This window comes from Pseudomonas sp. URMO17WK12:I12, assembly GCF_000514395.1.
Lineage (GTDB): Bacteria > Pseudomonadota > Gammaproteobacteria > Pseudomonadales > Pseudomonadaceae > Aquipseudomonas > Aquipseudomonas mucoides.
In genome coordinates, this window is sequence record NZ_AZVV01000010.1 from 287,525 (window position 1) to 306,720 (window position 19,196).

Here is a 19,196-nt window from a genome sequence, read left to right on the forward strand (position 1 = left end):
ATGGCTGAGCCCCTAAGCGGTAAAGCTGTCTTACAGGCTGGGTGAGAGCGGCTTCAGGCTGCGCGTCATACTGGTCCATCAGTCCCGTGGGACAGTTGGCGCAAGTTTAGTCTGCTTTGCCGAAGATTAGTAACCTATCGACTTGGGAGCCCGCCTGTCTGCTTTCACACTGCGTGTCTGAGCAAATTTAGAGCGAAAGTCGTGCCATTCGGTTCATTCGAATATAAAGCTATAAAAAACATAGAGTTGAGTTTGATTTTGAGTTTTTTTAACGAAAAGGGGCGGCGGTTGTTTGACTGGGAGGGGGGTAGTTACGACTCACTTTGAGTGCCGCGCCGGAAAATCGGCACGGCACAAAAGCGACGCACGGTGTTACTGGGCGTTGAACGCCTGGCCGTTGATGCCAGTGCTGTCCGGTCCCATCAGGTAGAGGTAGACCGGCATGATCTCCTCCGGGGTCGGGTTGTTGAGCGGGTTTTCCCCAGGGTAAGCCTGGGCCCGCATGCTGGTGCGCGTGGCGCCCGGGTTGATGCTGTTGGAGCGGACCGGGGCCACGGTGTCCACTTCGTCGGCCAGGGTTTGCATCAGGCCTTCGGTGGCAAATTTGGACACGCCATAAGCGCCCCAGTACGCGCGGCCCTTGCGGCCGACACTGCTGGAGGTAAATACCACCGAGGCGTCTTGCGACAATTTGAGCAGTGGCAGCAGGGTGCTGGTGAGCATGAACATGGCGTTGACGTTGACTTGCATGACGCGCATGAAGTTTTCGCCGGACAGTTGTTCGATCGGCGTGCGGGGGCCGATGATCGATGCGTTGTGCAGCAAGCCGTCGAGATGGCCGAATTCGGTCTCGATCATCGCCGCCAGTTCATCGTACTGGTGGGGCAGGGCGGTCTCCAGGTTGAACGGGATCACCGCCGGCTGTGGATGCCCGGCTGCTTCGATTTCGTCATACACCTGAGTCAGGTTGGCTTCGGTCTTGCCCAGCAGCAGGACAGTGGCGCCATGGGCTGCGTAGGTTTTCGCAGCCGCCGCGCCGATGCCGCGGCCGGCACCGGTGACCAGAATGACCCGGTCCTTGAGCAATTCGGGGCGAGCGGAATAATCAAACATAAGAAAACCTCAACACAATTCAACAATAAGGCGAACACCGAACCTGTGGCGAGGGAGCTTGCTCCCGCTCGGCTGCGCAGCAGTCGTGAAACCTGCAGATGCGGTGTGCCTGACAGAGTGCGGTGATAGCTAGAGGGGTCGCTTCGCGCCCCAGCGGGAGCAAGCTCCCTCGCCACAAAAAGCCGCTCTACTTAGCAACTGCATAAAGCGCTATCGAGTACCTTGCGCAACTCCAGCGGGTGATCAACCACCACGTCCGCACCCCAGTGGCGCGGGTTGTCGTCGGGGTGAATGTAGCCGTAGGTCACCGCAGCGGTCTTGGTGCCGGCATCGCGGCCCGATTCGATATCGCGCAGGTCATCGCCGACAAACAACACGCTGGCCGGGTCCAGGTCGAGCATCTTGCATGCCAGAATCAGCGGCTCCGGGTCTGGCTTGCTGTTCTTCACGTGGTCCGGGCAGATCAACAGCGCGGAACGCTCGGCCAGCCCCAGTTGCTGCATGATCGGCTCGGCGAAACGCAGCGGCTTGTTGGTCACCACGCCCCAGATCAGGCTGGACTGCTCAATGTCGGCCAGCAATTCGCCCATGCCGTCGAAGAGCTTGCTATGCACCGCGCATCCGGCGAGATAGCGCTCGAGGAATTCGAGTCGCAGCTCTTCAAAGCCTGGCGACTCCGGGTCCATCGAGAAGGTCACGGCGACCATCGCCTTGGCGCCGCCGGAAATCTCGTCACGGATGTGCTTGTCATTCATTGACGGCAAGCCGCGATCGGCGCGCATTGCCTGGCAGATGGCAATAAAGTCCGGCGCGGTGTCGAGCAGCGTGCCGTCCATGTCAAAAAGGACTGCTCTGATACGCATCGGCTTACTCCTCGCGCAGGGTCTGGATCATGTAGTTGACGTCCACGTCGGCCGCCAGTTTGTAGTGCTTGGTCAGCGGGTTGTACGTCAGGCCGATGATGTCCTTGACGGTCAGGCCAGCCATGCGGCTCCAGGCGCCGAGCTCGGAAGGGCGGATGAACTTCTTGAAATCGTGCGTGCCGCGCGGCAGCAGCTTCATGATGTATTCAGCGCCGACGATGGCGAACAGGTACGCTTTCGGGTTGCGGTTGATGGTGGAGAAGAACACCTGGCCGCCCGGCTTGACCATGCGGAAGCAGGCGCGAATGACCGACGACGGATCCGGCACGTGCTCGAGCATTTCCAGGCAGGTAACAACGTCGAACTGCTCGGGCATTTCCTCGGCGAGGCCTTCGGCGGTGATCTGCCGGTACTCGACGTTCACGCCCGACTCCAGCTGATGCAACTGCGCGACCGCGAGCGGTGCTTCGCCCATGTCGATGCCCATGACGGTGGCGCCGCGCTGGGCCATGGCCTCGCTCAGGATCCCGCCGCCGCAACCGACGTCCAGCACCTTCTTGCCGGCCAGGTTGACGCGTTCGTCAATCCAGTTGACCCGCAGCGGGTTGATGTCGTGAAGCGGCTTGAACTCGCTTTCACGGTCCCACCAGCGATGGGCCAGGGCTTCGAATTTGGCGATTTCGGCGTAGTCGACGTTGCTCATGGTTCAGTCCTCTAAAACTTGAAAAATCCTGTTGCCCCGGTTTTCTGGTCCGGGGATCTTACGATTCGGTGCGGCCACTGATGCGCTGGCCCCAAGCCTTGGCGGTGGCGCATAACTGTTCTTCATCGAGGCGGGTCAGGCGTCGGTCATCAAGCAGCTGCTTGCCCGCGACCCACAGGTGTTTCACGCAGTCCCGGCCGGTGGCGTAGATCAGTTGCGAAACCGGGTCGTAGACCGGTTGCTGCGCCAGGCCGGAGAGGTCAAACGCGACGATGTCTGCCGCTTTGCCGATTTCCAGCGAGCCGGTTTCAGCCTCGATCCCCAGCGCACGGGCGCCATTGAGCGTGGCCATGCGCAAGGCGCGATGAGCATCCAGCGCGGTGGCCGAGCCGGCGACGGCCTTGGCCAGCAACGCAGCGGTGCGGGTTTCGCCCAACAGGTCCAGGTCATTGTTACTGGCGGCGCCGTCGGTGCCGACGGCCACATTGACGCCGGCCTGCCACAAGCGCTCGACCGGGCAAAATCCGCTGGCCAGCTTGAGGTTGGATTCCGGGCAATGAATCACGTTGGTGTTGCTTTCTACCAGCATCACCAGGTCTTCATCGCTGATCTGGGTCATGTGAACGGCCTGGAAGCGCGGCCCGAGCAAGCCCAGGCGGCCAAGGCGAGCCAGCGGGCGTTCACCGCGCTGCTCGACCGATTGCTGCACTTCGAAGGCGGTTTCATGGACGTGCATGTGGATCGAGGCGTCCAGCTCTTCGGCAATCACCCGGATTTTCTCCAGGTTTTCATCGCTCACGGTGTAAGGCGCATGGGGGCCGAAGGTGATTTTGATGCGCTCGTGATGCTTGAGATCGCCAAACAATTCCACGCCCTGACGAATGGCTTCGTCCGCCGTGCTGGCGCCCGGGATCGGGAAATCGAGGATCGGAATGGCGATTTGCGCGCGTATACCGCTGTTGTGCACGCGCTCGCTGGCAACCTTCGGGAAGAAATACATGTCAGAGAAGCAGGTGATGCCACCTTTGATCTGCTCGGCGATGGCCAGGTCCGTGCCATCCCGTACGAAGGCTTCATCGGCCCATTTGGCTTCGGCGGGCCAGATGTGGTTTTCCAGCCAGGTCATCAGCGGCAGGTCATCGGCCAGGCCACGAAACAGCGTCATGGCGGCGTGACCGTGGGCATTGATCAGGCCGGGGCTGAGCAGCATGTCCGGCAACTCGCGCACTTCAGTTGCGTTAAGCTTCAACGCAGTCGAGCGTGGGCCGATAAATACGATGCGTCCGTCACGGATGCCCAGGCCATGCTCTTTGAGGACAACACCAGCGGGTTCGACGGGTACCAGCCAGGTCGGCAGCAATAACAGGTCGAGCGCAGCGGCAGTGTTCGGCATCGAGGGTCGGTTCCAGTGCTTTTGTAAAGGATGGCGAAGTATACCCGAGCGTCTTCGCGGGGGGATCGCTATAATCGGCGGCTTTTGTGCTTGAGTGCGGGGTGTGGGATGCGCGATCGACTGTTGGCTGCGGAGAAAGTGAAGGCCATCGATTGGCGTGATGGCGCCCTGTACCTGCTGGATCAGCGTGTTTTGCCCTTCGAAGAAACCTGGATTGCCTACACCAGTGCGGCCGGTGTGGCCGAGGCCATTCGTTCGATGGTGGTGCGCGGTGCGCCGGCGATTGGCATCAGTGCGGCGTATGCCATGGTGCTGTCGGCCCGCGCCCGGATTGCCGAGGGCGGTGACTGGCAGGCTGCGTGGGAAGAGGATTACGCGGTACTGGCCGATTCCCGTCCAACCGCGGTGAATCTGTTCTGGGCCCTGAGTCGCATGCGCGACCGCCTGGATCGTCTCAAGGAAGACGCAGACCCACTGGCGGCCCTGGAGGCCGAGGCTCTCGCCATTCATGAAAGTGATCGCGAAGCCAATCTGACCATGGCCCAGCTGGGTGTGGACTTGATTCGCAAGCACCAGGGTAATGCTCAGGCAATCCTGACCCACTGCAACACTGGCGCACTGGCCACCGGCGGCTTCGGCACGGCGCTGGGCGTGATTCGCGGGGCCTTTATCGAGGGTATGGTCGAGCGGGTTTACGCCGATGAAACCCGGCCGTGGCTGCAAGGTTCGCGTCTGACCGCATGGGAGCTGGCCAATGAAGGCATTCCCGTGACCCTGAATGCCGACTCCGCCGCCGCGCACATCATGAAAACCAAAGGCGTGACCTGGGTAATCGTCGGCGCCGACCGCATCACTGCCAATGGCGATGTGGCGAACAAGATTGGCACTTATCAGCTGGCGGTCAACGCCATGCACCATGGCGTGCGCTTCATGGTGGTGGCGCCGAGTTCGACCATCGACATGAACCTGGCCAGTGGCGATGAAATTCCTATCGAAGAACGCGATGGTCGTGAGTTGCTGGAGGTCGGGGGCAAGCGGATCGGGGCGGATGTCGATGCGTTCAACCCGGTGTTCGACGTGACCCCGGCGGACTTGATCGACGTGATCGTTACCGAAAAGGGCATTGTCGAGCGCCCGGATACGGCGAAGATGGCGCTGTTGATGTGCCGTAAGCGCTTGCATTAATAATGTCTAGCGCCTGAAACATCGCTTTCGCGGGCAAGTCTGCTCCCGCAGGGATCTGCATCGTTCGGGAGATCTCGGGCATGCAGAGATCCCTGTGGGAGCGGGCTTGCCCGCGAAGAGGTCATCAAAGTCAATGAATCAGCATGAATCAGGCACGATTTTTTGATTCGGTGCAGCTCTAAGCCCCTCTCGTCTCCCTCAAGCCTGTCACCGGTCAACTTACTATGCTCCATGCGCGTCTGGGGGATAGGTGCGTGGCGGCTCTTGTGATAACATCCGGCGTTTTCCGAGGCAGTCCCACGGGGTTGTCTTTACTGCGCAAATCCATGGTTAATCTTGTTGATTTGTCGTAAGTCGGTGTATGGCACTCAGCCTGCAGCGGCGAGCTTCGTTCGTCCCATATGGATGTGACGAAGTTTCACCAGAAAAAGGAATCGAGCTTCTCATGGGCGAACTGGCCAAAGAAATCCTCCCGGTCAATATCGAAGACGAGCTGAAGCAGTCCTACCTCGACTACGCAATGAGCGTAATTGTCGGGCGGGCCCTGCCGGATGCGCGCGATGGCTTGAAGCCCGTGCACCGGCGTGTGCTGTTCGCGATGAGCGAGCTGGGCAACGACTTCAACAAGCCGTACAAGAAATCTGCCCGTGTTGTCGGTGACGTCATCGGTAAGTATCACCCGCACGGTGATACCGCGGTGTATGACACCATCGTCCGCATGGCACAGCCGTTCTCGCTGCGCTACCTGCTGGTAGACGGTCAAGGCAACTTCGGTTCGGTGGATGGCGACAACGCCGCGGCCATGCGATACACCGAAGTGCGCATGACCAAGCTGGCGCACGAGCTGCTGGCTGACCTGCATAAAGAAACCGTGGACTGGGTGCCGAACTACGACGGCACCGAAATGATCCCGGCGGTCATGCCGACCCGTATTCCCAACCTGCTGGTCAACGGCTCCAGCGGTATCGCCGTGGGCATGGCGACCAACATTCCGCCGCACAACCTCGGTGAAGTCATCGACGGTTGCCTGGCCCTCATCGACAACCCTGAGTTGACCATCGATGAGCTGATGCAATACATCCCCGGTCCGGACTTCCCGACCGCCGCGATCATCAACGGTCGCGCCGGCATCATCGAAGCCTACCGCACCGGTCGCGGCCGCATTTACATGCGTGCCCGCTCGACGATCGAAGACATCGACAAGGTCGGTGGCCGTCAGCAGATCGTCATTACCGAACTCCCTTACCAGCTCAACAAAGCCCGTCTGATCGAAAAGATCGCCGAGCTGGTGAAAGAGAAGAAGCTTGAAGGCATCACCGAGCTGCGCGACGAGTCCGACAAGGACGGTATGCGCGTTGTGATCGAATTGCGTCGCGGCGAAGTGCCAGAGGTGATCCTCAACAACCTCTACGCCCAGACCCAGTTGCAAGCGGTGTTCGGTATCAACATCGTCGCGCTGATCGACGGCCGCCCACGGATCCTGAACCTCAAGGACCTGCTGGAAGCCTTCGTTCGTCACCGTCGCGAAGTCGTTACCCGTCGTACTGTGTTCGAACTGCGTAAAGCCCGCGAACGCGGTCACATCCTGGAAGGTCAAGCGGTTGCCCTGTCGAACATCGACCCGGTCATCGCCCTGATCAAGGCCTCGCCAACGCCGTCGGAAGCCAAGGAAGCGCTGATCAGCACAGCCTGGGAATCCTCCGCCGTAGTGGCCATGGTTGAACGCGCTGGTGCCGATTCTTGCCGCCCTGAGACCCTGGACCCGCAATACGGTCTGCGCGACGGCAAGTACTTCCTGTCGCCAGAACAGGCGCAAGCCATTCTGGAGCTGCGTCTGCACCGTCTGACCGGTCTGGAACACGAAAAACTGCTGGCCGAGTATCAAGAGATCCTCAACCAGATCGGCGAGCTGATCCGCATCCTCAGCAGCGCCACGCGCCTGATGGAAGTGATCCGCGAAGAACTGGAAGTGATCCGCGCCGAGTACGGTGATGTGCGTCGCACCGAGATCCTCGATGCCCGTCTCGACCTGACCCTGGGTGACATGATCCCGGAAGAAGAGCGCGTCGTGACCATCTCCCACGGTGGCTACGCCAAGACCCAGCCATTGGCTGCGTACCAGGCTCAGCGTCGTGGCGGTAAAGGCAAATCGGCGACCGGCGTCAAGGATGAGGACTACATCGCTCACCTGCTGGTCGCCAACAGCCACACCACGCTGCTGCTGTTCTCCAGCAAGGGCAAAGTGTACTGGCTGAAAACCTACGAAATTCCAGAAGCGTCCCGCGCTGCTCGTGGTCGTCCGCTGGTCAACCTGCTGCCGCTGGACAGTGATGAATACATCACCACCATGCTGCCGGTCGAGGAATACACCGAAGGTCACTTCATCTTCATGGCGACCGCCAAAGGCACCGTGAAGAAGACCCCGCTGGAATCCTTCAGCCGTCAACGCAGCGTGGGTCTGATCGCGCTGGAGCTGGACGAAGGTGACGTACTGATTTCTGCGGCCATCACCGATGGCGAGCGCGAAGTCATGCTGTTCTCCGACGGCGGCAAGGTCACTCGCTTCAAGGAAACCGACGTTCGCGCCATGGGCCGTACCGCTCGCGGTGTTCGTGGCATGCGTCTGCCGGAAGGCCAGAAGCTGATTTCCATGCTGATCCCGGAAGAAGGCAGCCAGATCCTGACCGCTTCGGCGCGTGGTTTCGGCAAGCGTACGGCGATCACTGAGTTCCCTGAATACAAACGTGGCGGTCAGGGCGTTATCGCCATGGTCAGCAACGACCGTAACGGCCGACTGGTCGGCGCGGTCCAGGTGCTCGATGGTGAGGAAATCATGCTGATTTCCGACCAGGGCACCCTGGTTCGTACCCGTGTCGACGAAGTGTCCAGCCTCGGTCGTAACACCCAGGGCGTGACCCTGATCAAGCTGGCCAGCGATGAAACGCTGGTCGGTCTGGAGCGGGTTCAGGAGCCATCGGAAGTCGAAGGTGAAGAGCTGGAAGGTGAAGAGGGTGCAGAGTTCATCGGCGAAGTCGTGATCGACGACGTTGTTGATGATCAGCAACTCGATGCCGCCGCTGACGAAGAGCCACAAGAGTAAGCGAACAAACAGGGGGCGGATGAGAATTCGCCCCCTTGTTGTTTGTCCCGTATGAAAATATCGACACCTATGGAGTCCCTTGTAGGAGTGAGCCAGCTCCGGGCGGCGTTCCGACGATACAGGCGCCGCGGTATGTCTGACACATCGCGGTGATGCATTCGCGAGCAGGCTCACGCCTACAAAAGCTGTGCTTCAGCAGGGACTCTGTGTCGATTGATGTTGTGATTTATTGCGTGATTACCACCAAATCAGAGCGAGATTGGATGTGAGCAAGAGAGCCTATAACTTCTGTGCCGGTCCTGCGGCACTTCCCGAAGCTGTCCTGCAGCGCGCTCAGGGTGAACTCCTTGACTGGCACGGCAAGGGCCTGTCGGTCATGGAAATGAGCCATCGCAGTGATGAGTTCGTGTCCATTGCCACCAAGGCCGAGCAGGATCTGCGTGATCTGCTGAATATCCCTTCGAACTATAAAGTGCTGTTTCTGCAAGGCGGCGCCAGCCAGCAATTTGCTCAGATTCCTCTGAACCTGTTGCCGGAAAACGGTACTGCCGACTATATCGACACCGGTATCTGGTCGCAGAAAGCCATCGAAGAAGCTTCGCGCTACGGCAATGTGAATGTCGCCGCGACTGCCAAGCCTTACGACTATTTTGCTATTCCCGGTCAGAACGAATGGAACCTGTCGAAAGACGCGGCCTACGTTCACTACGCGCCGAACGAAACCATCGGCGGCCTGGAATTCCAGTGGATTCCGCAAACTGGTGATGTTCCGCTGGTGGCCGACATGTCCTCGGACATCCTGTCGCGTCCAGTCGATGTTTCGCGCTTCGGCATGATCTACGCCGGCGCCCAGAAAAACATCGGCCCGAGCGGCATCGTGGTCAACATCGTTCGTGAAGACCTGCTGGGTCACGCCCGTTCCCTGTGCCCGACCATGCTCAACTACAAGGTCGCGGCCGATAACGGCTCGATGTACAACACCCCGCCAACCCTGGCCTGGTACTTGTCCGGCCTGGTGTTCGAGTGGCTGAAAGAGCAGGGTGGTGTTGAGGCCATCGGCAAGCTCAATGAAGTGAAGCAGCGCACGCTGTATGACTTCATCGACGCCAGCGGCTTGTACAGCAACCCGATCAACAAGCCGGATCGCTCGTGGATGAACGTACCGTTCCGTCTGGCTGACGACCGTCTGGACAAGCCGTTCCTGGCCGGTGCCGACGAGCGTGGCCTGTTGAACCTCAAGGGCCACCGTTCCGTGGGTGGCATGCGCGCCTCCATCTATAACGCCGTCGACATCGTTGCGGTCAACGCATTGGTTTCGTACATGGCAGAGTTCGAGAAGGAACACGGCTAATGTCTGAGCAAGAACTCAAGGCACTGCGCCTGCGCATTGATGCCCTGGACGAAAAAGTCCTGGAGCTGATCAGTGAGCGCGCACGCTGCGCCCAGGAAGTTGCGCGAGTAAAGATGGCCTCGCTGGCCGAAGGCGAAGTGCCGGTGTTCTATCGTCCTGAGCGTGAAGCCCAGGTGCTCAAACGCGTGATGGAGCGTAACCAGGGGCCGCTGGGCAATGAAGAGATGGCGCGGTTGTTCCGCGAAATCATGTCTTCGTGCCTGGCGCTCGAGCAGCCGCTGAAAGTGGCTTACCTCGGCCCTGAAGGCACCTTCACCCAAGCCGCAGCCATGAAGCACTTCGGCCACGCGGTGATCAGCAAGCCGATGGCGGCGATCGACGAAGTGTTCCGTGAAGTGGCGGCCGGTGCGGTGAACTTTGGCGTGGTCCCGGTGGAGAACTCCACCGAGGGCGCGGTCAACCACACGCTGGACAGCTTCCTCGAACACGACATGGTGATCTGTGGCGAAGTCGAGCTGCGTATTCACCACCACCTGTTGGTCGGTGAAAACACCAAGACCGACAGCATCAGTCGCATCTATTCCCATGCCCAATCGCTGGCCCAGTGCCGCAAGTGGCTGGACGCACACTACCCGAATGTCGAGCGCGTGGCGGTGTCCAGCAACGCCGAAGCGGCCAAGCGGGTTAAAGGTGAGTGGAACTCGGCGGCGATTGCCGGCGACATGGCCGCTGGTCTGTACGGGTTGACCCGTCTGGCCGAGAAAATCGAGGATCGCCCGGATAACTCCACGCGATTCCTGATGATCGGCAGCCAGGAAGTGCCGCCGACCGGCGACGACAAGACCTCGATCATCGTCTCCATGAGCAACAAACCGGGCGCGCTTCACGAGTTGCTGGTGCCGTTCCACGACAACGGTATCGACCTGACGCGCATCGAGACGCGTCCGTCGCGCAGCGGTAAATGGACCTACGTGTTCTTCATCGACTTCGTCGGCCACCATCGCGATCCATTGGTCAAAGGTGTGCTGGAAAAGATCAGTCAGGAAGCAGTGGCACTCAAAGTGCTGGGTTCCTACCCGAAAGCAGTTCTCTAAGGGGTAGCAAATGAGTGATGACTTCCTCGCCCTGGCACAGCCGGGCGTGCAACAACTTTCGCCGTACGTCCCGGGCAAGCCTGTGGACGAACTGGCGCGCGAGCTGGACCTTGATCCGGCGAGCATCGTCAAACTGGCCAGTAATGAAAACCCGTTGGGCGCGAGTCCCAAGGCGCTGACGGCGATTCAGAATGCGCTGGCCGAGCTGACCCGTTATCCAGACGGCAATGGTTTTGCGCTCAAGACCCTGTTGGCCGAGCAGTGCCGCGTCGAACTGAATCAAGTGACGCTGGGCAATGGCTCCAACGACATTCTGGAGCTGGTCGCGCGTGCCTATCTGGCGCCGGGCCTCAATGCCGTGTTCAGTGAGCATGCGTTTGCGGTCTATCCGATCGTGACCCAGGCCGTCGGTGCCCAGGCCAAAGTGATTCCGGCCAAAGACTGGGGGCATGACCTGTCGGGCATGCTGGCGGCGATCGATGCCGACACTCGCGTGGTCTTCATTGCCAACCCGAACAACCCGACCGGAACCTGGTTCGATGCCGAGGCACTGGACGAATTCCTGCAGGATGTTCCGGCGCATGTGCTGGTCGTGCTGGACGAGGCCTACATCGAATACGCCGAGGGCAGCGACTTGCCGGATGGCCTGGATTATCTGGCGGCTTATCCGAACCTGCTGGTTTCTCGTACGTTCTCCAAGGCCTATGGCCTGGCGGCATTGCGGGTCGGCTATGGCTTGTCCACCGCCGTGGTCGCGGACGTCCTGAACCGTGTGCGTCAGCCGTTCAACGTTAACAGTCTGGCCTTGGCCGCTGCATGCGCTGCGCTGCAAGACGTCGACTACCTGGCGCAAAGCCGTCGCCTGAACGAGTCCGGCATGCTGCAACTGGAAGCCGGTTTTCGTGAGTTGGGGCTGAGTTGGATCCCGTCCAAGGGCAACTTCATCTGCGTCGATCTCGGTCGCGTGGCTGCACCGGTGTTCCAGGGGCTGTTGCGCGAAGGCGTGATCGTGCGTCCGGTGGCCAACTACGGCATGCCGAACCACCTGCGTGTCACGATCGGTTTGCCGGCGGAAAACAGCCGCTTCCTAGAGGCGCTGACCAAGGTTCTGGCTCGTGGTTGATGTCACTGCACTGCAATCTGCTGCACCTATGATCGGTCGCCTGGTGGTGGTCGGTCTGGGATTGATCGGTGGTTCGTTCGCCAAGGGCATGCGTGAAAGCGGCCTGTGCCGCGAAGTGGTCGGGGTTGACCTGGATCCGCAGTCGCGCAAGCTGGCGGTCGAGTTGGGCGTGGTGGATCGCTGTGAAGAAGACCTGGCCGCTGCTTGCCAGGGCGCTGACGTGATTCAACTGGCCATTCCGATCCTGGCCATGGAAAAGATGCTGGCACGCTTGGCGGCAATGGATCTCGGATCGGCGATTCTGACCGACGTCGGTAGCGCCAAAGGCAATGTCGTCCGTGCGGCAACTGAAGCGTTTGGCGGCCTGCCGTCGCGTTTTGTGCCAGGGCATCCGATTGCCGGTTCCGAGCAGAGCGGGGTGGAAGCCTCCAACGCCGAGCTGTTCCGTCGTCATAAAGTGATTCTGACGCCGCTGGATCAAACCGATCCGGCCGCGCTGGCAGTGGTCGACCGTTTGTGGCGCGAATTGGGCGCCGATGTCGAGCACATGCAGGTCGAGCGCCACGATGAAGTGTTGGCGGCGACCAGCCATTTGCCGCACCTGTTGGCGTTCGGTTTGGTCGATTCGTTGGCCAAGCGCAATGAAAACCTTGAGATCTTCCGTTACGCTGCCGGCGGTTTCCGCGATTTCACAAGAATCGCGGGGAGCGACCCGGTCATGTGGCACGACATCTTCCTCGCCAACCGCGAAGCTGTCCTGCGCACACTCGATACATTTCGCAGCGACCTCGACGCCTTGCGCGACGCGGTCGATGCAGGGGATGGGCACCAATTGTTGGGCGTGTTCACTCGCGCCCGGGTTGCCCGCGAGCATTTCAGTAAAATCCTGGCCCGCCGGGCCTATGTGGACGCTATGAACTCCAACGACCTGATTTTCCTGGCACAACCTGGTGGCCGCCTGACTGGGCGGATTCGTGTACCGGGCGATAAATCGATTTCCCACCGTTCGATCATGCTTGGCTCCCTGGCCGAAGGCGTCACCGAAGTCGAAGGCTTCCTCGAGGGCGAAGACGCTCTGGCGACCCTGCAAGCCTTCCGTGACATGGGTGTTGTGATCGAAGGTCCGCATCATGGTCGTGTGACCATCCACGGTGTCGGCCTGCATGGCTTGAAGCCGGCACCCGGCCCGATCTATCTGGGTAACTCCGGTACTTCGATGCGTCTGCTGTCTGGCCTGTTGGCTGCGCAGAACTTCGACAGCACCCTGACCGGTGACGCTTCGCTGTCCAAACGCCCGATGAATCGCGTGGCCAATCCGCTGCGTGAAATGGGCGCCGTGATCGAGACCGCTGCTGAAGGTCGTCCACCGATGATCATTCGTGGCGGCCACACGCTCAAGGGCTTGACCTACACCATGCCAATGGCCAGTGCCCAGGTTAAATCCTGCCTGCTGCTGGCGGGTCTGTACGCTGAAGGCAAGACCACCGTTACCGAGCCTGCCCCGACGCGCGACCACACCGAGCGCATGTTGCAAGGTTTTGGTTATCCGGTCAGTGTCAGCGGTGCGACTGCATCGGTCGAGTCCGGGCACAAGCTGACCGCGACCCACATCGAAGTGCCGGGCGACATCTCGTCCTCCGCGTTCTTCCTGGTGGCCGCATCGATCGCTGAAGGTTCTGAGCTGGTGCTCGAACACGTCGGCATCAATCCGACCCGTACCGGCGTGATCGACATCCTGCGCCTGATGGGCGGCGATATCACCCTGGAAAACCAGCGTGAAGTCGGCGGCGAACCGGTCGCGGACTTGCGCGTACGTGCAGCTAAACTTAAAGGTATCGAGATTCCCGAGGCCCTGGTTCCACTGGCCATCGATGAATTCCCGGTGCTGTTCGTGGCCGCGGCCTGTGCCGAAGGGCGCACGGTGTTGCGTGGTGCCGAAGAGTTGCGGGTCAAAGAGTCGGACCGGATTCAGGTCATGGCCGATGGCTTGCTGGCGCTGGGCGTCAAATGCGAGCCGACCCCGGATGGCATCATCATTGACGGCGGCCAGATCGGCGGTGGCGAAGTGCATGGTCATGGCGACCACCGGATTGCCATGGCGTTCAGCGTTGCATCGCTGCGCGCGACTGCACCGATTCGCATCCACGATTGCGCCAACGTCGCGACGTCGTTCCCGAACTTCCTTGCGCTGTGCGCGCAGGTCGGTATCCGGGTTGCTGAAGAGGCTCAGTCGTGATCAACAAGTCGCCAGTCATTACCATCGATGGCCCGAGCGGTTCCGGTAAAGGCACGATCGCCGGGATTCTGGCGAAACGTCTGGGCTGGAATCTGCTGGATTCCGGTGCGCTGTACCGTTTGCTGGCGTTCGCTGCGCACAATCATGGTGTTGATCTGACCAATGAAGAATTGCTGAAGGCGCTCGCGGCACATCTGGACGTGCAGTTCATCGCTGCGACGGACGGTCAACTGCAGCGAATCATTCTGGAAGGCGACGAAGTCAGTGATGTGATTCGTACTGAAAGTGTCGGCGCCGGCGCATCCCAGGTTGCGGCATTGCCCGCCGTACGCGAGGCGCTGCTGCAGCGCCAGCGTGCTTTCCAGGAAATGCCGGGGCTGGTAGCCGATGGCCGGGATATGGGCACGGTGGTTTTTCCGGACGCGCCCTTGAAGATATTCCTCACTGCCAGTGCCGAGGAGCGTGCGCGCCGTCGATACTTGCAGTTGAAGGGCAAAGTCGATGGTGTTAGTCTGTCGAGTCTGCTAGATGAGATACGTGTCCGCGATGAGCGTGACACCCAGCGAGCGGTAGCCCCGCTCAAACCGGCGGCTGACGCCATACAGCTGGATTCCACGGAATTGTCCATTGATCAGGTGCTGGAACGCATCATGAGCGAGATCGCCATTCGCGATATCGCCGGGTGACCAAGAAGGCCGCGGGGGACCAGTCATAGTCCTGCGGTGGCTTCTTTTAAATGAAACTAACCCATACCGTCTGGGGTGTGGAGATGGGCGTAGTCTTCGCCCTCATCAACAGGAATTAAAATGAGCGAAAGCTTTGCGGAACTCTTTGAAGAAAGCCTAAAAACCCTGAACCTTCAGGCAGGCTCCATCATCACCGGTGTTATCGTTGATATCGATTACCAAGCTCGCTGGGTAACCGTTCACGCTGGCCTGAAGTCTGAAGCACTCATCCCGCTTGAGCAGTTCTACAACGACGCTGGCGAACTGAACATCAACGTCGGTGACGAAGTTCACGTTGCTCTGGACTCGGTTGAAGACGGCTTTGGTGAAACCAAGCTGTCCCGTGAAAAAGCCAAGCGCGCTGAATGCTGGATTGTTCTGGAAGCAGCCTTCGCAGCCGAAGAAGTGGTCAAGGGCGTTATCAACGGTAAGGTTAAAGGCGGCTTCACTGTCGACGTTAACGGCATCCGTGCGTTCCTGCCAGGTTCTCTGGTTGACGTCCGTCCTGTGCGCGATACTACGCACCTGGAAGGCAAAGAGCTGGAATTCAAGGTCATCAAACTCGACCAGAAACGCAACAACGTTGTCGTTTCCCGTCGCAGCGTCCTCGAAGCCGAGAACTCCGCCGAGCGTGAAGCTCTGCTGGAATCCCTGCAGGAAGGTCAGCAAGTCAAAGGTATCGTCAAAAACCTCACCGATTACGGCGCATTCGTCGATCTGGGTGGCGTCGATGGCCTGCTGCACATTACCGACATGGCTTGGAAGCGTATCAAGCATCCTTCCGAAATCGTCAACGTTGGCGACGAGATCGATGTCAAGGTTCTGAAGTACGATCGCGAACGCAATCGTGTTTCCCTGGGCCTGAAGCAACTGGGCGAAGATCCATGGGTTGCTATCAAAGCCCGTTACCCAGAAAGCACTCGCGTTACCGCTCGTGTAACCAACCTGACCGACTACGGCTGCTTCGCTGAGCTGGAAGAAGGCGTTGAAGGCCTGGTACACGTTTCCGAAATGGACTGGACCAACAAGAACATCCACCCTTCGAAAGTCGTACAAGTCGGCGACGAAGTGGAAGTTATGGTTCTGGACATCGACGAAGAGCGTCGTCGTATCTCCCTCGGCATCAAGCAGTGCAAATCTAACCCATGGGAAGATTTCTCTGGCCAGTTCAACAAGGGCGATAAAATCTCCGGCACCATCAAGTCGATCACCGATTTCGGTATCTTCATTGGTCTGGACGGTGGCATCGACGGTCTGGTTCACCTGTCCGACATCTCCTGGAACGAAGTGGGCGAAGAAGCCGTTCGCCGCTTCAAGAAGGGCGACGAGCTGGACACCGTTATCCTGTCGGTTGACCCAGAGCGCGAGCGTATCTCCCTGGGTATCAAGCAACTGGAAAGCGATCCGTTCTCCGAGTACGTTCAAGAGAACGACAAAGGCGCAATCGTTAAAGGCATCGTGAAAGAAGTTGACGCTAAAGGCGCCATCATCACTCTGGCCGACGATATCGAAGCGACTCTGAAAGCCTCCGAAATCAGCCGTGACCGCGTTGAAGACGCGCGCAACGTTCTGAAAGAAGGCCAGGAAGTAGAAGCCAAGATCATCAGCGTTGACCGCAAGAGCCGTGTAATCCAGCTCTCCATCAAGTCGAAAGACGATGCTGAAGAGAAAGAAGCAATCCAGAGCTTGAAAGACAAGCCTGCTGCTGACGTCGCTGCTGGTCCTACCACTCTGGGCGACCTGTTGCGTGCACAAATGGAAAAACAGAACTAAGTTCTGTCAGACCATAGAAAAAGGGCGACTTCGGTCGCCCTTTTTTGTGCCTGCGATTTGGTGGTCTCGCCGATGCTTTTTGGCTGCAAGGATTGTGAAACCAATATCCCCGAGAAGCTGTCTCTTTCTTTAATCGGATCAATCGTTTGTTTGCAGCTAACCTTTAGCCTGAAGTGAACGACAGTCGGGCAAGCCGCCCGGCATAAGGAAGTGAATGAACAAGCTCATTGTCGTAATAGCAGTACTGACATTGGCGGGTTGCACCACTAATGCCAAGACTCACGTCGTGCGCGGGGTCAGTGGTATAGAGATCGACTGTTCCGGGCTGGGGTCCGGGTGGGAAAAGTGCCGCAAGCGTGCGGATAGGGAGTGTAAGGCGGCAGGGTATAAGGTCGTCGCAAGGTCTGATGACGCCAAGGACGAGGATGAATTCCCTTTTGGTTTCAATCCGGCGGGCTACCTGACGCGGACCATGTTGGTTATCTGTCGCTGAGTGAGGGCTATATCGGGGAGCCGGGGTTTATATGGCATCCCCGGGGCTTGAAAATATATGTGAAAACTCGGGCTGTTCAAATTCTTTCGAGCATGCTAAAACCTTTGAAGCGCTTTTCCTAGCTGCTTGAAAAAGAAGGGAAAAATATGACGAAGTCGGAGTTGATCGAACGAATTGTCACCCATCAAGGGCTGCTCTCATCCAAGGATGTGGAGCTGGCCATCAAGACCATGCTTGAGCAAATGTCCCAATGCCTCGCCACAGGGGATCGTATCGAGATCCGTGGGTTTGGCAGCTTCTCCTTGCACTACCGTGCACCACGCGTAGGTCGCAATCCAAAAACCGGCCAGTCCGTCAGCCTCGACGGTAAGTTCGTTCCGCATTTTAAGCCGGGCAAAGAACTGCGCGATCGCGTGAATGAGGACGAGGAGGAGGGGGTATGATTTTTAGTTTCGCAAGGGAGGTGTGACGTGCAAAGGCTCAAGCGTATTGCGCTGGCGGTACTGGTTATGCTGTTGGTTTTTTTGGTGATCATATTCATTCTGGAAAATCGCCAGCTGACTTCGCTGTTTTTTCTAGGTTGGTCTTCTGCGCAAATGCCAATTGCGGGCGTCATTATTTCGGCGCTGCTCTTAGGGATGGTGGCGGGGCCGTTGTTGGCGTGGCTGATCGGCCTCAGGATTGGTCGGCGCCCGTAACCTCCTGGGATTCCCCAGAAGAAGTTGTTTCTCATCGGGAAACCAGTTTGTGTCCGTGTTATTATTTTCGCCCGTCCAAGGGCTCTGATAGCTTTATTTTCTTTTTTCATCCTCCTGTGGGTGGTTAGTCAAGGAATTGGACCCTGCGCACGGGTCTAATAGGCTATCAGGTGGGTGGGTAAATTTTTTACCAAACTTGCAGAATAGAATCAATTGAAGGGCTAAAATATCCTATGCAAAACAGCAATAACACAATTAACTCTTCAGTTGAAATAGATCTTTTTGAAGTCACCGCTGCGGTGTGGAAACGAAAATGGCTTGTCGTCGGTATGACATTAGCGGTTGGTTTTGCCGCTGCCGCGTACGCATTCTTTTCAACTCCTATATACGAGTCGAAGTATTACATATCACCACCAACGGTTAATGATATTGCCAATCTCAACTTTGGTCGTGCAAGTAAGTCCGATTTGATACCTATTTCAGTTGACCAGGTTTACAAGGTATTTCTGCGTAACCTTCAATCCGAATCGCAGCGACGAGCGTTTTTTGAAACTACTTATTTGCCATCTCTGGGGGAGCGAGTTCCACAATCTCCAAATGGAGCTTTGTACACGACGTTTTCGAAAAACCTCACGGTTGCGCCAGTCGGAAAGGAAGAAGATGGGCGCTGGTCGGTTTCCCTGCAAGATTCAAGTCCTGAGCGTGCCGTGCAATGGGTTGATTCGTACGTAAGTCAGGTCGGAGCAAGCACGGCGCGCGAATTGACTCAGAATGCGAAAAAAGAGGCTGCGGTATTAAAACGTGGTCTGCAGCTAGAGATAGATACTCTTAGAGAGTCCAGCCATAACGTGCGCCAAGACACCATTAGCAAAATTCGTGAGGCGTTGGTTATTGCCAAATCCAGTGGTCTGGAGAATACGGTTGTATTTTCGGGCAGCGGTTCCGATAAGTTGGCTGGAAGCATGTTAGAGGGCAATAGTTACCTGCGTGGCAGTAAGGCGTTGGAGGCGGAGCTGAAAAACCTCGAAAATCGCGGCTCCGACGACCCGTTCACTCCTGGTTTACGCAAACTTCAGAAGCGAGCTGACTTCTACAAGCAGGTGGAAGCAGAAAAATTTGATATCGCGGTGTACCGCCACGATGGTGTCCTAGACCTGCCTGTTTCCCCGGTTAAGCCGAAGAAAGTTCTGATTGTGTTTCTGGGGCTTGTCATTGGTGGGCTGTTGGGCTCCGCGATTGCACTGCTACAGCATTTTATCACCAAGCGTAGGAGAGCCGAATCATCGGAAACGCTTGGGGTCAATGGTCGCTTTTAAGATCTGAAGGTTCCAGGATTTGTGGGAGCG

The 19,196-nt window shown here is 58.3% G+C and carries 16 protein-coding genes; 12 read left to right on the forward strand and 4 right to left on the reverse strand.

Annotation, left to right across the window (positions count from 1 at the left end; genetic code table 11):
* Window positions 1-372 precede the first annotated feature (372 nt).
* The 4 genes from D882_RS0115570 to D882_RS0115585 form a co-directional block, all read right to left on the reverse strand.
* On the reverse strand, window positions 373-1,113 hold the full coding sequence (locus D882_RS0115570; protein WP_008031809.1) for a YciK family oxidoreductase: 741 nt from the start codon (window positions 1,111-1,113) through the stop codon (window positions 373-375).
* A gap of 191 nt (window positions 1,114-1,304) precedes the next feature.
* Window positions 1,305-1,976, reverse strand: coding sequence for an N-acetylmuramic acid 6-phosphate phosphatase MupP (gene mupP, locus D882_RS0115575; protein WP_027924105.1), 672 nt, complete (start codon window positions 1,974-1,976; stop codon window positions 1,305-1,307).
* Between the two features lie 4 nt (window positions 1,977-1,980).
* Window positions 1,981-2,679: a bifunctional 2-polyprenyl-6-hydroxyphenol methylase/3-demethylubiquinol 3-O-methyltransferase UbiG gene (gene ubiG / locus D882_RS0115580; RefSeq protein WP_007945809.1), complete on the reverse strand. Its 699-nt coding sequence runs from the start codon at window positions 2,677-2,679 to the stop codon at window positions 1,981-1,983.
* Window positions 2,680-2,737: 58 nt separating this feature from the next.
* Window positions 2,738-4,072: a TRZ/ATZ family hydrolase gene (locus D882_RS0115585; RefSeq protein ID WP_027924106.1), complete on the reverse strand. Its 1,335-nt coding sequence runs from the start codon at window positions 4,070-4,072 to the stop codon at window positions 2,738-2,740.
* A 108-nt stretch (window positions 4,073-4,180) separates the two neighbouring features.
* Here D882_RS0115585 and mtnA point away from each other — a divergent pair, with 108 nt between their 5' ends.
* From mtnA to D882_RS0115645, 12 genes are all read left to right on the forward strand, one after another.
* A complete protein-coding gene (gene mtnA, locus D882_RS0115590; RefSeq protein WP_027924107.1) occupies window positions 4,181-5,257 on the forward strand; it encodes an S-methyl-5-thioribose-1-phosphate isomerase in 1,077 nt (358 codons plus the stop codon).
* Window positions 5,258-5,702: 445 nt separating this feature from the next.
* Window positions 5,703-8,357, forward strand: coding sequence for a DNA gyrase subunit A (gene gyrA / locus D882_RS0115595; RefSeq protein WP_027924108.1), 2,655 nt, complete (start codon window positions 5,703-5,705; stop codon window positions 8,355-8,357).
* A gap of 265 nt (window positions 8,358-8,622) precedes the next feature.
* Entirely contained in the window at window positions 8,623-9,708 is a 1,086-nt protein-coding gene (gene serC, locus D882_RS0115600) for a 3-phosphoserine/phosphohydroxythreonine transaminase (protein WP_027924109.1), read from the forward strand.
* Window positions 9,708-10,802, forward strand: coding sequence for a prephenate dehydratase (gene pheA / locus D882_RS0115605; RefSeq protein WP_007899727.1), 1,095 nt, complete (start codon window positions 9,708-9,710; stop codon window positions 10,800-10,802). Before serC ends, pheA begins: the two co-directional genes overlap by 1 nt.
* Before the next feature lie 10 nt (window positions 10,803-10,812).
* A complete protein-coding gene (gene hisC, locus D882_RS0115610) occupies window positions 10,813-11,925 on the forward strand; it encodes a histidinol-phosphate transaminase (RefSeq protein WP_027924110.1) in 1,113 nt (370 codons plus the stop codon).
* Window positions 11,926-11,953: 28 nt separating this feature from the next.
* Window positions 11,954-14,161 carry a bifunctional prephenate dehydrogenase/3-phosphoshikimate 1-carboxyvinyltransferase gene (locus D882_RS0115615; protein ID WP_027924111.1) on the forward strand — a complete coding sequence of 736 codons (2,208 nt, stop codon included), beginning with the start codon at window positions 11,954-11,956 and terminating at the stop codon, window positions 14,159-14,161.
* Window positions 14,158-14,847, forward strand: coding sequence for a (d)CMP kinase (gene cmk, locus D882_RS0115620; protein ID WP_027924112.1), 690 nt, complete (start codon window positions 14,158-14,160; stop codon window positions 14,845-14,847). Before D882_RS0115615 ends, cmk begins: the two co-directional genes overlap by 4 nt.
* 120 nt (window positions 14,848-14,967) lie before the next feature.
* Entirely contained in the window at window positions 14,968-16,659 is a 1,692-nt protein-coding gene (rpsA, locus tag D882_RS0115625) for a 30S ribosomal protein S1 (RefSeq protein WP_027924113.1), read from the forward strand.
* A 214-nt stretch (window positions 16,660-16,873) separates the two neighbouring features.
* A complete protein-coding gene (locus D882_RS0115630) occupies window positions 16,874-17,152 on the forward strand; it encodes a hypothetical protein (RefSeq protein ID WP_027924114.1) in 279 nt (92 codons plus the stop codon).
* A gap of 146 nt (window positions 17,153-17,298) precedes the next feature.
* A complete protein-coding gene (ihfB, locus tag D882_RS0115635) occupies window positions 17,299-17,595 on the forward strand; it encodes an integration host factor subunit beta (RefSeq protein ID WP_003218804.1) in 297 nt (98 codons plus the stop codon).
* 27 nt (window positions 17,596-17,622) lie between these two features.
* Complete coding sequence (locus D882_RS0115640) at window positions 17,623-17,850, forward strand: lipopolysaccharide assembly protein LapA domain-containing protein (RefSeq protein ID WP_027924115.1); 228 nt, start codon at window positions 17,623-17,625, stop codon at window positions 17,848-17,850.
* 233 nt (window positions 17,851-18,083) lie between these two features.
* On the forward strand, window positions 18,084-19,166 hold the full coding sequence (locus tag D882_RS0115645; protein WP_027924116.1) for an LPS O-antigen chain length determinant protein WzzB: 1,083 nt from the start codon (window positions 18,084-18,086) through the stop codon (window positions 19,164-19,166).
* Window positions 19,167-19,196 lie beyond the last annotated feature (30 nt).